This window comes from Salmonirosea aquatica (assembly GCF_009296315.1).
In the GTDB taxonomy this organism is placed as follows: Bacteria; Bacteroidota; Bacteroidia; order Cytophagales; family Spirosomataceae; genus Salmonirosea; species Salmonirosea aquatica.
Genome location: NZ_WHLY01000002.1, coordinates 4,568,144 through 4,582,477 on the forward strand (window position 1 = coordinate 4,568,144; position 14,334 = coordinate 4,582,477).

General features: G+C 52.6%; 8 protein-coding genes and 1 pseudogene. 4 read left to right on the top strand and 5 right to left on the bottom strand.

Annotated features, from left to right (window positions below):
* Positions 1-7 precede the first annotated feature (7 nt).
* From GBK04_RS19925 to cobA, 5 genes are all read right to left on the bottom strand, one after another.
* Positions 8-1,465, bottom strand: coding sequence for a rubredoxin (locus tag GBK04_RS19925; RefSeq protein ID WP_152762713.1), 1,458 nt, complete (start codon positions 1,463-1,465; stop codon positions 8-10).
* 42 nt (positions 1,466-1,507) lie between these two features.
* Complete coding sequence (locus GBK04_RS19930) at positions 1,508-5,044, bottom strand: molybdopterin-dependent oxidoreductase (RefSeq protein WP_152762715.1); 3,537 nt, start codon at positions 5,042-5,044, stop codon at positions 1,508-1,510.
* 68 nt (positions 5,045-5,112) lie between these two features.
* The gene (locus GBK04_RS19935) at positions 5,113-6,396 is read right to left on the bottom strand and encodes a NarK family nitrate/nitrite MFS transporter (RefSeq protein ID WP_152762716.1); all 1,284 of its coding nucleotides are present in this window, start codon (positions 6,394-6,396) and stop codon (positions 5,113-5,115) included.
* Between the two features lie 112 nt (positions 6,397-6,508).
* On the bottom strand, positions 6,509-7,867 hold the full coding sequence (locus tag GBK04_RS19940) for an alginate export family protein (protein ID WP_152762718.1): 1,359 nt from the start codon (positions 7,865-7,867) through the stop codon (positions 6,509-6,511).
* 237 nt (positions 7,868-8,104) lie between these two features.
* Positions 8,105-8,905 (bottom strand): uroporphyrinogen-III C-methyltransferase, encoded by an 801-nt coding sequence (gene cobA, locus GBK04_RS19945; protein ID WP_152762720.1) that lies wholly within the window; start codon positions 8,903-8,905, stop codon positions 8,105-8,107.
* A gap of 281 nt (positions 8,906-9,186) precedes the next feature.
* Here cobA and nirB point away from each other — a divergent pair.
* The 4 genes and pseudogenes from nirB (at position 9,187) to GBK04_RS19965 (ending at position 14,287) form a co-directional block, all read left to right on the top strand.
* Positions 9,187-11,705, top strand: a pseudogene (gene nirB, locus GBK04_RS19950) (nitrite reductase large subunit NirB).
* A 92-nt stretch (positions 11,706-11,797) separates the two neighbouring features.
* Positions 11,798-12,151 carry a nitrite reductase small subunit NirD gene (gene nirD / locus GBK04_RS19955; protein ID WP_152762722.1) on the top strand — a complete coding sequence of 118 codons (354 nt, stop codon included), beginning with the start codon at positions 11,798-11,800 and terminating at the stop codon, positions 12,149-12,151.
* A gap of 5 nt (positions 12,152-12,156) precedes the next feature.
* Entirely contained in the window at positions 12,157-13,584 is a 1,428-nt protein-coding gene (locus GBK04_RS19960) for an ATP-binding protein (RefSeq protein WP_152762724.1), read from the top strand.
* A 19-nt stretch (positions 13,585-13,603) separates the two neighbouring features.
* The gene (locus GBK04_RS19965) at positions 13,604-14,287 is read left to right on the top strand and encodes a response regulator (RefSeq protein WP_152762726.1); all 684 of its coding nucleotides are present in this window, start codon (positions 13,604-13,606) and stop codon (positions 14,285-14,287) included.
* Positions 14,288-14,334: the final 47 nt, after the last annotated feature.

Sequence of the window (14,334 nt, forward strand, 5' to 3'; positions counted from 1 at the left end):
ACAATAATCAAACCACAAGATTTTCTATTTCAACTACCGCGAACTCCGTTTTGGGCGCTTCGCAGGTTGCGCAGAGGTAGCTATCGGGTAGGGCGGAGAAGGGTACCCCCGGTGCAATGCCGGCCCGCTCGTCGCCAAAGGTTTCGTCGTATACGGTCAGGCAATGCGGGCATTGGTACCGTTCATGGATTAGGGCCGGGGCCGAACTCTCGGCGATTTCGATCCGGGATGTTTGTTGACCATAGCGTGAAGCATTGAACTTCCGGCACAGACGATCTACCTGATTGGGTAGGTGATTTTTCATCAAACCGGTTTCAAATAGAAAGTAGGTCCGGCTGTTGGGATTGAAATTATCGGTATGGAACAGATCGTACACGGGCAACAACCGCAGATCTCCCACTCTCAGGGTGTACCGTTTCCGGATCAGAATCGAACCAAATACCTCCGACTTATCACGCGTCTGCACGCCGAAACAGAGTCCGAAGGTCCGGGTATCGTGCTTTTCGAAGTACTGCAGGATGTACTTTTTAAATTCAATGCCTTCGTCGTCGTGATCTTCGGTCTGCCAGGCCAGTTCGTTGGCGGCGTGGCGGACATTGATGTTGTGCCGGCTCATGATCTGGCTCCAGCGCGGACGATCGTTTTCCTCAATACCTTTGATAATCAAAGATTTCCAGGGCGTAGTACAGATTTCGCCAACCCGGGTTTCCAGGCACAATGAACAGATGTCCAGCAGAAAAGGAATGGAAAACTCCTCGTTCCGGCGATATATGCCCAGCCAGGAGCGCTGCCCATAGCGGTTGAATCCTTCGTAATAAGGGAGCCCGAAGTCGGGTAGGGGTACCTCCTGCGTGGCGGGCTGCGTGATCAATGAGCTGGATTGACTGACTTTTTCGTAGAGGTACCTTTCGGTAATTTCCTCATCGATAGCTTCCAGCAAAAAGGGTTCGAGCGTATGCGCGAGAGCGGCGATATCGTTGGTATAAATCAGATCGCGCCAGCGGAACAAGGAATTCGATTGCTTGGGACGGATATAGAGGTACCAGAAATGCGGCTCCGGCGAGGCAATAAAGTTGAGGTTGCCGGTAAAAAAGGGCGTAAAACTCTGGTGCGAATCAGATAGATTGATTTTTAGTTTCGGACTGTAATCAAATCCGTCCAGCACGGTATGGTACTCGCTTTCGTGGAGCCAATGGCCAGTCCGGAAAACCTCTTCGGCGCAGTAGGAGCTGACGATATTGGGATAATTTTCGCCGTTGATTTCGTACCTGATTTTCTGTTTTTTGAAATCCCTTTCCAGAAAGCGTACTTTCTCGCCAGTAATCCGGAAAATCAATTGTTGCCGACTACCGAAACGTACCTGCTGTACTTTGGCGTCGTAGGCAACCGTCAGGATTTCGCGCAGCCGTCCGGGCGAAACCATGCCGCCGGGAAGGTTGATCTTTATAGTTTGAATATCTTGCATTGAAGTACTGAGTTGCGAGGTTTTCTGATACGATGCAACGTCTCAGTCAACGGCCGAAAGCTGAAGACTGAGGGTTGTTTCCAAAATGGATCTTACTTCCGGCCGACAGGAGCCGCAGCCGGTTCCGGCGCCGGTCTGCTGGCAAAGCTGGGCGAAATCGGTGCAGCCGTCTTGAATGGCTTTTTCAAGGTTTCCCCGTCCGACGGTATTGCACGAACAAACCAACTTGCCTGCCAGAGGCTCGCTTTTGCTATTGGAACGTAACAATTCCAGCCTTTTTTCGGATAGCTCGGTACCTTTCGAAATCAAATCCCGGAACTCGTTGAACTCATTCTTGTCGCCAATCAGGATGGCTCCTACCAGTTTGTCGCCGTGCACCAGGCACTTTTTATAATAGCGTTTGGCTTTGTCGATGAAAATAATTTCCTCGTAAGCCGGATTGCCGTCGGGGGCTTCGGCCAGGCCGATGCTGCACACATGCAACCCCTCCATTTTCAGGATATTCATGGATAGACTACCCTGATAAGGCGCGGTGACGTGGCCGTTGAGGTAGTTCGCAATGGTCTCCGCCTGCTGCTCGGCGGCCAGGGTAATGCCCCACATCTGCCCGCGCCATTGGGCTATTTCGCCCGCGGCAAAGATGTCGGGATCGGAAGTCTGCAGGTAGTCGTTGACTACTACGCCCCGGTTGCAATCCAGTCCTGTTTCGCGGGCCAGCTCGATGTTGGGCGTGGTACCTATGGCCAGTACCACCACCTGGCAATCCAACTTCCGGCCCGATCGCAGCCGTACCGATTTCAAGGTACTGTCGCCCTGGTAGGTCTGTACCTCATCGTTGAAATAAACTTCGACGCCGCGGTCGCAGATTTCCTGGTACAGCAAGTCGCCCGCCAGTGGATCGAGCTGACGCTCCATGAAGCGTCCGCCCCGCTGTACGATCGACACCCGCACGTTGAGTTCGCGCAGGGAAGCGGCCAGTTCCAGGCCCAGCAGCCCGCCACCCACGATCACCGCGTGCGGATCGGGGTATTCCAGAAATGGGAGCAGGGCATCGGCATCCAGCCGCGAGCGCATGTTGAATATGCCGGGCAGTGAAGGTACCCCTCTGGGCATGAAGGCCCGGCTGCCCGTCGCCAGGATCAGTTTGTCGTATGCATGCACCAGCCCGTTGGTATCGGTAACGGTTTTATTTAGTCGATCGATGGAAGCGATTCCTATGCCTTTGTGAACGGTAATGCCCGCATCGGCGAACTGATCTTCCCGCATTTTTACCAATTGCTCCCAACTCTGCGCACCGCTGATGTAGTCGGGGAGAAGTACCCGGTTGTAAAATGGGTAAATTTCCTGCGAAAAAACCTGGATTTCGTCGGTCTGATTCAGGGCACGATGCGCATTGACAAATCCCAAACCCGCCGATCCTGCCCCGATGACGATCATTTTTTCCAGAGGTTTTTGATAAGGTACCACCTGCACCGCGGTGAATTTGTAGTCCGGCTCCTTGGAGCGGGGATCTACCAGGCTATTCGTAAGGTTATTGGTCCGACCCAGGCTGCTATTGAGGATTTTGCCCCAGTGCATGGGTAGAAAGCACACCCCCCGGCGGGTGTCCGTAGTAAGTTCGGCCTTTACCCGTACCTCGCCGCGTCGACCGCGCACCGTCACCAGTTGCCCCGGCTTTATTCCCCGCGCGGCCGCATCGTCCGGATGGATTTGTAAAAAGTGCTCTGGTACGTGCTGATTCAACTTGGACACGCGGCCCGTTTTGGTCATGGTGTGCCATTGATCGCGAATGCGGCCCGTCGTCAAGACCAGCGGAAAATCTTCGTTGGTTAGCTCGGAAGCGTTTCCATCGGGAACCGCGTGAATCTGGGCACGCTGATTGGGCGTGTAAAACGTGCGGTCGGCAAATAGCCTGGGTACCTTTACCGGAGATTTCCCTTCTTGCGAATCCATTCTGTAAGGCCACTGGACGCTGCGCTGCTTTTTCAGAATTTCGTGACTTAGCCCGGTGATGTCGATATGGGTACCAGTCGTCGTCTTGACATACTCGGCGTATACTTCGGAAGCTTTCTGGTAGTTGAATTCCTGGGTGAAACCCATTTTCCGGGCAAAGCGCCAAATGATTTCCACATCGGGCAAAGCTTCGCCGGGGGCGTCGAGTACCTTGGGTAGGTAGGTAATCCTGCGCTCGGCGTTGGTCATGGTACCTTCTTTTTCCAGCCAGGCGGCGGCGGGGAGTACCACATCGGCCATCGCCACCGTGTCGGCACGGCTCGACACGTCCTGTACTACCACAAACCTACCTTTCTTCAAAGCCCGCTCCACGCCGTTGACATCGGGCATGCTGACCAGCGGATTGGTGTTGATGATCCAGATCGCTTTCAGCTTGTCGTCGTCCATCGCTTTGAACATTTCCGTGGCGGTCAGGCCCGGTTGGCTGGCAATTTTCACCGGACTATTCCAGAACTTTTCCATCTCGGCCCGGTGCGTAGCGTTGGTCACGTCACGGTGGGCCGGCAGAATATTAGCCAGACCGCCCACTTCCCGGCCTCCCATGGCGTTGGGCTGTCCGGTAAGCGAGAAGGGACCGTTGCCAGGGGTACCTATGCGACCCGTAATCAGGTGCAGATTAATGAGGGAAAGATTTTTATTGACACCGATCACCGATTGATTCATGCCCATAGTCCAGAGTGACAGGAAGCCCCGGGATCGGCCTATCCATTCGGCGGCCTGCCGGATGTCGGCAGAATCGACGCCGCAGATTTCAGCAGCCTCGGCGAGAGAACGCGCCATCACCTGCTCGCGGTAGGCAGTGAAACCGTCCGTGTGGCCGATGATGAATTCTTCGTCAAGGTACCCCCTTTCAATCAGAACCCGGCCAAGGGCATGGTTGAGGGTAATGTCCGTGCCGGGACGAACGGGTAGGTGCAGGTCCGACGCCCGTCCGGTATCGGTCAGGCGCGGGTCGGCGGTGATTATTTTTACGTGCGGGTTGGCCGCCTTATGGGCTTCGATCCTGCGCCAGATGATGGGGTGGCACCAGGCGGGATTGGCTCCCTGTACGTAAAATACGTCCGCCTCCTCGATGTCGTCGTAGCAGACGGGTACCGAATCTTCGCCCAAAGCCAGTTTGTAGCCCACTACCGCCGAGCTCATGCACAGCCGCGAGTTGGTATCGATGTTGTTGGACCCAATGAAACCCTTTATTAATTTATTGACCAGATAATACTCTTCCGTCAGGCATTGGCCCGAAACATAAAATGCCACCGAATCCGGACCATATTTTTGGATAAATGTCCGGAAAACTGCTGCCGTACGCTCCAAAGCTTCATCCCAACTTACCCGCTGCAAGGGCATGGAGCGATTCATGCGCATCTGTGGATACAGCAGGCGATCGCTTTGGTCCATGACAGTGTAGTGCAGGTTCATGCCCTTAGAACACAACATTCCCTGGTTCGAGGGATGGCTCTTGTCGCCCTCCACCGTCAGACGCCCGTCGCTTTCTTTCTGCACCACTATGCCGCAGCCCACACCGCAGTAGCAGCAGGTAGTTTTATGGGTTTGTTTGGAATGAGCCATATTGGATTTGTTTATTCGATTTGTTGTCAAAGCTGACAGCGTTCTGAAACACTGTCAGCGTTAATCTATCAAGCGGCAACCAACTCGCTTTCGCTCACGGGTACCTCGCGCAGCGAGAAACGAGTAAAAGCTACTACGCCTCCTATTACTGCCACGGCGATGCCGATGTATATAAAAGCGTCGGAATACGTGATGGAGGGCGATTTGAACAGGAATCCGGCCAGCACGGCCCCTACGTTGCCCCCCGCTCCCACGATTCCACTCACCGATCCCAGCGCTTTGCGGTTGATGAAGGGTACCATGGCGTAAGTGGTACCATTGGCCATTTTCAGGAACATGGCGAAGGTGATCATGGCGATTATCGCCAGCGTGATATTGTCCGTCAGGCCAAAATAGACGATTCCCAGCCCTTCCAGTACGAGCAGCCCGGCCAGCAGGAAACCTTTGCCGGCCATCCCGAAACGGTTACCTACCTTGTCGGCAACGATGCCACCCATAGCCCGGGCAAAGAGATTCATGAAACCAAACGAACCCGCCAGGATGCCGGCCATGGTCAGGCTAGCGCCGTATTTTTCGGCAAAGTACAGGGCTGCCACATTGTCGAAAGTCACTTCTATGCCGAAGCAGGCACCATAGGCGAGGAACAGAATCCAGGTACGGTAATCCTTGGCGGCTTCACCCAAGGAGCTTTCTTTCTTATTGACCACACGGTCGGGTAGATCGTCGAAATTACCGGCGGGAGTATCCTGGGTATAGAACCAGTAGAGCGCCGCGATGATGAGCAGAAGTATCCCCGGTACGATCATCGCCAACCGCCAGGCCGTGCTGGGCAGGTACCCCAGGCCGATGAACGCCGCAAAAATCAGGGGCATCACCATGTTGGTCACACCGCCCCCCAGGTTGCCCCAGCCGCCGGTTACGGCGTTGGCCGTGCCAACGATCTTCTTGTCGAACATCACCGAGGTGTGGTACTGCGTGATGACGAACGACGCGCCAATGACGCCAATCGCCAGCCGGAATAACAGGAAGGTTTCGTAGTTGTACGACAAGCCCACCGCCATCACCGGAATGGCACATACAGCCAACAGAACCGTATACGTTTTTCGTGGTCCGAAGGTATCGCACAGCCGTCCGATCAGCACCCGGGCTACAACCGTCGCCGCTACGGAAGCAATGATAATATTGCCGATTTGCTCCTTGCTGAGGCCCAGGTCGTCTTTGATGACCTTCATCAACGGAGCTAAGCCGAACCAGCCAAAGAAGCACATGAAGAAGGCGATCCAGGAAAGGTGGAAGGTACGCATCTGCACGCCTTTGAAGCTAAACATATTCAGTTTTTCGAGCGGTTTCATTTTTTAACAATTTTGAATGATAGGATGAGAGAATAAGTGATATTAATCAATTGCTGCAGGCTTCAGCCTGTGGATGCCGTGTAAAGGCTTTTACCTTCAAAAAAGATATCGGCTATTTAGACAGGAACTGCGGGGTAATGTTAATCATCAAATAAGCCCAATTAGCGCCTTCTCGGGCCGAAGGTACCCCCTTGACGGCAGCCAGGGTAGGGGTAGTGAAGTAATGCGCGTAACCCAGTTGCATGCCTACAGTAGGTAGCATTTTGTAGTTTAATATGAGGTCGAACTCACTACCGAAGGACTTGCTGTTCACGGGCTTGTCGCCTATCCGTATTTCGTTGGGGCTCTGGAAAAGATGGTAATCCGTCGTGCCGGATATCTTTTTAGTAAGAGTAAAAGATGATTTGAGATAGTAGTTCACCAGACCGCCCATGCCGAAGCCATTGGCTACGTAGAAGTAATCCATTTGTCCCCAGAATTTGTGCGGGGTACCATACAGTGGATCGAAGCGGTGTGAGCGGGTGTCGCCGGGGGCATTGCCCGACAAATAATCAACGCCCGGCCCGATGGAAAAGGTTTGATTGAGTCGGTAGGCCGTACTCACCGACACCGTGGAAGCGTTTAGACTTTGTCCATCGCGAGCCTTGCCCGTTTGCAAGTAAGCGCTTGCCGTCAAACTCAGATCTTTACCGATTTTGGTAGAAATGTAAGGCCCCAGTGTCACGCGGCTCCAGGTACCTTTTTTCCATATCTGGGTACCATTGCTATCCAGTGAATAACGGTTAAAGTCATCCTTCACCACCAGGAAAGAAGCGGTACCCTGTTTCAACTTCTTGCCCAAATACAGGTACTGCAGCGATTTGTACATGGTCCCGATGCCATTGGTCCCGGCGGGATACCCCGTGGGTGCCCCGTTGTAGATCTGACCGCTGGTCGACTCACGGTTCTGGTTATACGCAGCACCGAAATGCGCCGTAAAACCCTTGTTGCCATACTTCAAAACAGCGGCGTCGTGTCGGCGGGCCTGCTGCAACCAATCGAGGTTTCCGAGCAGGCGGCTGTCGTCGTAGAGCAGTTCCTGTCGGCCTATTTTCAGCGAAAGGTCGCGCCCGGTTTTGGTAAGTGCCGTGTCGAGCAGGCCGATTTCGGCCCAGGCTTCGTGCAGCATCAGGCCATTCAGGCTGGCATTCGTGGTTCGGTTATTGGTCGAGGCATCCTGCCCCCATACCCTGACGTCCTGCACAGCCACAAAAAATTTAGTACGGTACCCTGTGTAGCCTACATTGAGGCGCGTCCGTTGCGAGGTGAATAATGCCACATCCTGGGTTTCGGACAATGGGCTGCCGAGGCCGTCCCTAAGTTCGGTTCGGGTGCGCACCTGTCCCGACAATGTAAATTGCGCCAGCAGTTGCGTGGGTAAAAGTCCCAGGAGTAATCCCAGGAAATAGTTAGGTTTTATAAATTTTCTCATACAATTTTCTATCAAAAAGAATGAAAAGCAAAGCGCGTGAAAATCTTGTAAAATCTTCATTTAGAAGATTTATGTAAAAGCAAACCAGGCTTTCAGAGACTCGCGGCAGTCCGAAGCAAACGGAAGTAATTTGACTTATCGGATTTTTTTCATTTTCTTTGAATTGTTTGTGTTTAACATAGACGAGACCCTGTAGACCGATCCATATGGTGCCCCACACCGGATCGGTCTTTTTTGTTAGGCAACCATCGGAAGGCTCTGCAAATATTCCAGCACGTAGGCCGGATGCAAAGCCACCACTTCGCCAATCACGATGACCGCCGGACCGTTCAGTCCAGCTGCCGAATCGGAGGCCCCCACCTCCAGATTTCGGCGCTGATTGTCATCCATTAGCTTGGGCATTTCCCAGGTTTGACCCACCACGCATCCTTCGGTGGTGCGTGTTCCGTTCTGTATCACTGCCATAGGTAGGTGCCCCCGCCCCAGGATTGTATACAAGCTGCATATTTCACTTATTTTTTTCAGGCCCATCAGTACCACCACCGTGGCATTGGACTGTGCCGCCAGATGTAGGTCGCTCGAGAGTTCGCCCGCGCGGGTGGTTCCGGTAATTACCCAAAAGCTCTCGCTAATACCCCGGCGCGTGACCGGAATTCCCTGCGAAGCCGGTACGGCCACACAACTCGATACACCCGGCACTACTTCGCAGGGGATGCCGTGCCGACGGACAAACTCGGCTTCTTCGTGGCCGCGGCCAAACACAAAGGGATCGCCCCCTTTCAGCCGAACCACATGTCCGCGCTTACGGGCCAGGCGTAGGATCAAACTGTTGATTTCACCCTGTTGAAAAGAGGTACGTCCAGCGCGCTTCCCTACGTATATTTTTAAGGTAGGTGACGGGCAGTATTCCAATAGTTTGGCGTTGGCCAAGTCATCGTACAAAACTACATCGGCTTTCTCGAGCGCCCTGATTCCCTTCAGAGTGATCAGTTCTTCGTCGCCCGGCCCCGCCCCCACGAGTGTCAGCTTCGGTGTCATACTTTTGCTTGGTATATAAGGAATGAATATTGGAATTGTACTACATATAGTTAATAGTAATCAATCGAACTATGGTATCAAAATTAAGGCTATTATTTCAATAAACAAGAATTTTTCCAAAAATTAAGTTGATAATAGAATCTATTATGAAATAAAAAGTTAGGATTTGAAATAATCACCTATTAATTTTGATCTGTACTATGAAAGCAATTAAATGGGGATTTATTAAAATAGTACAATAAAAATACAGGGTTTTACAAATTAACTAGTTAATGTTAACTATGAACACAAACAAAACGAAACATGTCGTTGTGGTGGGCAACGGTATGGTTAGCTATAAGTTTTGTGAAAAGCTTTTAGCCAAAATGGAAAGCCCGTCTGATTTTTCCATCACTGTTTTTGGAGAAGAACCGCGTGCCGCCTATGATCGCGTCCATTTAAGCTCCTTTTTTGATGGAAAAACTGCGGACGATTTACTACTCGCTCCTGAGTCATGGTATGGAGAAAATGCTATTTCTCTCTATTTATCTGACCCGGTTGTGGCCATTGATCGCGAATCCAAGACCGTTCGCTCGCATCATGGGATCGTAGCTAATTATGACTATTTGGTGCTGGCAACTGGGTCGGGGGCCTTTGTGCCCCCTATCATGGGTGTAGAGAAGGAGGGAGTATTCGTATACCGGACCATTGAGGATCTGGAGATGATGGAGTCTTACGCCAGGAGGGTGAGGCGCGGTGCCGTATTGGGTGGGGGCCTGCTGGGACTGGAAGCGGCCAAAGCTCTGCTGGACCTGGGTATTGCCGAAGCGCACGTGGTAGAGTTTTCGCCCCGCCTGATGCCGCGGCAAATCGACGAAGCCGGTTCGGATCTGTTGCAGAGTCAGCTCGAAAGCCTGGGTCTGCACATTCACCTGTCTAAAAGTACGCGCGAGATTACGGGCCAGGATTATATCGATGGATTACAGTTCGAGGATGGCGAGAAGCTGGATGTTGAAATGCTGGTGATTTCGGCAGGCATTCGTCCGCGGGACGAACTAGCTAAACACGCCAATCTGGAAACACATCCCCGTGGTGGAATCATGGTCAACAATCAGTTGCAGACCTCAGACCCGGCCATCTTTGCCATCGGTGAATGTGCTTTGGCGCACCATATGATATATGGATTGGTAGCACCCGGCTACGAAATGGCCGATGTGGTGGCTACACAGCTGGTAGGTAATGAGAAAGAGTTCAAGCCTTACGATATGTCCACCAAACTCAAACTGATCGGCGTGGACGTGGCGAGTTTTGGCGATCCTTTTGTTGAGGAGGCCGCTTGCCGCACGATCCGGTATGAAAACAAGGCCAAAGGCGTATATAAGCGCATCAATATTTCGGAGGACGGCAAGTATCTGCTGGGGGGAATTCTGATCGGGGATGCGGAACAATATAATATGCTGCTTCAGACCTGCAAGAATAAAACTATCCTACCGCCCGATGCCGAAGACCTGATTCTTGGGTCACGGGGAGGAGAGCAAGCCGGAATGGGTATCATGAGTCTACCCGACGAGGCGCTGATCTGCTCCTGTGAAGCGGTGACCAAAGCCATGATCTGCCATCAGGTGGAAGCCAACGGCCAGACCACAATCGACGGACTGAAAAAATCCACCAAAGCCTGCACGGGCTGTGGGGGATGTACCCCCTGGTGAAGGATCTGATTCAGGAAGTAATGAAGGCACAGGGATTGTATGTGCGCAACGTAATCTGCGAGCACTTCGATTTTTCCCGGCAGGAGTTGCTCGATTTAGTAAAAATGAACGATTTACGCACCTATAACACCGTACTGGATCAGTTTGGCAGGGGTGATGGCTGCGAAGCGTGCAAGCCGGTGGTCGCATCCATTCTGGCCAGTCTCTGGAACGAGAACGTGCTGGAGAAAGGCCGTGCTCCGGTGCAGGATTCTAACGACCGCTTCCTGGCTAATATTCAGAAAGGGGGTACCTACTCCGTCGTACCCCGGATTCCGGGGGGAGAGATTACACCCGAGAAATTGATTGTAATTGGTGCCGTAGCGCAAAAATACGGCCTGTATACCAAGATCACGGGTGGACAGCGGATCGATATGTTCGGAGCACACTTGGGCGATCTGCCCGCTATCTGGGAGGAACTCATTGCAGCGGGCTTCGAAAGCGGCCACGCGTACGGTAAAGCCCTGCGAACAGTCAAAAGCTGCGTAGGTACCACCTGGTGCCGCTATGGTGTGCAGGATGCGGTGAGTTTTGCCATCAGGGTCGAAAACCGCTACAAGGGCATCAGATCTCCGCACAAGCTCAAATCGGCGGTATCGGGCTGTACCCGCGAATGCGCCGAAGCCCAAAGCAAGGACTTCGGGATTATCGCCACCGAAAAGGGCTGGAACCTGTATGTATGTGGTAATGGGGGTACCAAACCCCAGCACGCTCAGCTCCTGGCGACGGATGTGGATGACGAAACCTGCATAAAGCTGATCGACCGCTTTCTGATGTTTTATATCAAGACCGCCGATCCGCTGACCCGTACCGCGCCCTGGCTTAATAAAATGGAAGGTGGGATTACCTACCTCAAGGCCGTGGTGGTGGACGATGTTCTGGGCATTGCTGACGAACTGGAACGCGGTATGGAAGCCCTCATCGCGGTGTACGAGTGCGAATGGAAAAAAGCCGTGGAGACTCCCGAACTCCGCAGGCAGTTCACCCATTTCGTCAACGCCCCCAACGAGAAAGATCCTACCGTTGCGTTTGAAGCAATGCGTGGCCAGAAACGGGCCAAGGAATGGGCGTAATCATTAGTGAATTTCGAATGATAGAATGATGCGATGAAGAAGTTCTCTCATCGCACCGGCGACCCGGTCACTCAATCAAAATTTAAAGACTTATGCTGCTCACATTAGAAAAGAACGAAACCATAACCTGGCACCTTGCCTGCCGGGCCGAAGATGTACCCGAAGATGGCGGAGCCTGTGCCCTGATCGAAGGGCGGCAGGTGGCTGTCTTTAATTTCACTCGCCGGGGCGAGTGGTACGCCACCGACAACCAATGCCCGCACCGTCAGCAAATGGCGCTTTCACGGGGTATGATCGGCAGCCAGGGCGGAGAGCCGAAGGTAGCCTGCCCTTTTCATAAGAAAACCTTTTCGCTGCAAAGCGGAAAATGCCTGAGTGACAAAGGGTATGAAATAGCCACTTACGAGGTACGGGTTGAAGACGGCCTGGTCTATGTAGCCCTATAACAAATATGAACCCACTCGACCGTCAGGTAGCTCACCGGCTTACGCAGTACTATATATTGGCACTTGCTTTGGTGGCCATTCTGACAGTCAGCGGGTTATGGTTTGTGAAAAGAACGATGCGTGATTTGAACGATGACGGGCGGGTGGTTAATGTAGCCGGGCGTCAGCGCATGCTCAGTCAGCGACTGACCAAGTTGGCCGTGCTGCGCATCCAGGATATTCCTCACGCCGACCAGAGCGACTTCGGGAATTTACTGGATCTGTGGCACGAAAGCCACGAGCAGCTTCGGACGGGAATGCTGCGCATGGAGAAAGAATACATCGTACGAAAAAGCCCGCAACTGAACATGATGTTCAGCCAGGTTCAGGCCGTGTTTGAAGCAATGCACGAAAACTTAAAAATCATCGATTCCAACCAATCCACGGCTACCCAAAAGGCCGCGGCTTTGCTGGTGGTACTTGACAAAGAACACCGGTTCCTCAACCAAATGGATGCCATCGTGTTCCGGTTCGATGCCGAAAGTCTGGAACGGGTGCAATACCTGGAACACATCGAGTGGGTGCTGACGCTGGCCACGCTGACGGTGCTTTTTCTGGAAGGTATTCTGGTATTCCGGCCCGTTGTAAATTATACCAAGCGGGTAATCCACCGCTTGACACAGTCGGAGGAGGAATTGAGAAGCACCAATGAAAAATTGGCCCGTACGAATACGGAGTTGCTGGAAACCCAACAGAAACTCGTTCGCACGACGGAAGAAAAGTACCAGTTGCAGCTGGCAGAGGAAACCGTGCGTTCGGCGGCCCTGCTGGAGGGACAGGAGGAGGAGCGTCGCCGCTTTGCACGGGAGTTGCACGACGGCATCGGGCAGATGCTCACCGGCTTGAAACTGCACGTGGAGAAATTGAGGAAAATCCCCTTTGCGGAGGACAAACAGAAGCAGCGGGTCGAGGACCTACGGAATCTGTTACAAGAAACCATTCAGAACACCCGTGAGGTAGCATTCAATCTGATGCCTTCGGTACTGGGCGATTTCGGGCTGGAAGCGGCTCTGCAGTTGCTGTCGGACCAAACGGCCCGTTCGTCGGGCATAGACATACGCTATACGGGCAAAAAAGATACCGGACGCCTGACTCCCGCTCAGGAAATCGGGCTTTATCGCGTGGCGCAGGAAGCTTTGAACAATGCCGTAAAGCATGCTCATGCCAAAAGAGTTGAGGTGATTTTCGAACGTAGCCCCCATGAAATCAGGCTAATTGTACGGGACAATGGCCGGGGTTTTTGTGAAAATAAGAAGTACTCGGAAAGTAGCGGTTCGATCATCCACAATGGCATAGGGAACATGAAAACGAGGGTACGATTATTAAACGGGACGTTTAAAATTGATTCTAAGAAAAACAAAGGAAGCACAATAGAGGTTAAGATTTTTGGGTAACTCATTCTATTTCAATACTATGTCAAACACTACTCCGATACGTATTCTGATTGTGGACGACCATTCGGTGGTTCGGAAGGGACTGTTGAATTTACTGGAAGACGAACCCGATATCCAGATTGTGGGTGAAGCTTCGGATGGAGACGATGCCCTGGACATGCTACCCGATATCCGGCCGGATGTGATGCTGCTCGATATCACGATGCCACGCATGTCGGGTATCGAGGTAACCAAGGAAGTGACACGTAATTTTCCGTCGGTGCGTATCCTGGTATTCAGTATGCACAACAATCCCGACTACATCCTGAATGCGGTACAAAACGGCGCGGCAGGGTACCTGCTGAAGGACACCGATCAGGAAGAAATCCTCAAAGCCATTCGTACCGTGCATATGGGCGAGCTGTACTATCCGCCTAATGCCTCCTCGGTTATTATCCGGAATCTGGTGGTTCAGAAAAACGCGCCCCGTACTTCTGAACACTTCGCGGCCAGCAACTCTTCGGCTTCGATCTGGAACAAGATTACCAGCCGTGAGCACCAGATTTTGCAATGCCTGACCGAAGGCATGAGCAGCAAGGAAATCGCTCAACGGTTCGATGTGAGTCCCCATACGGTGGCCAATCAGCGGGCGAGTATCATTCGTAAGGCTCGGGTCAAAAATACGGCCGAACTGGTTAGTATGGCCTTGAAAGAGCAGTTATAAACAGGCCTGACACGAAAACAGCCAGCGTCCTTGCGGGACTCTGGCTG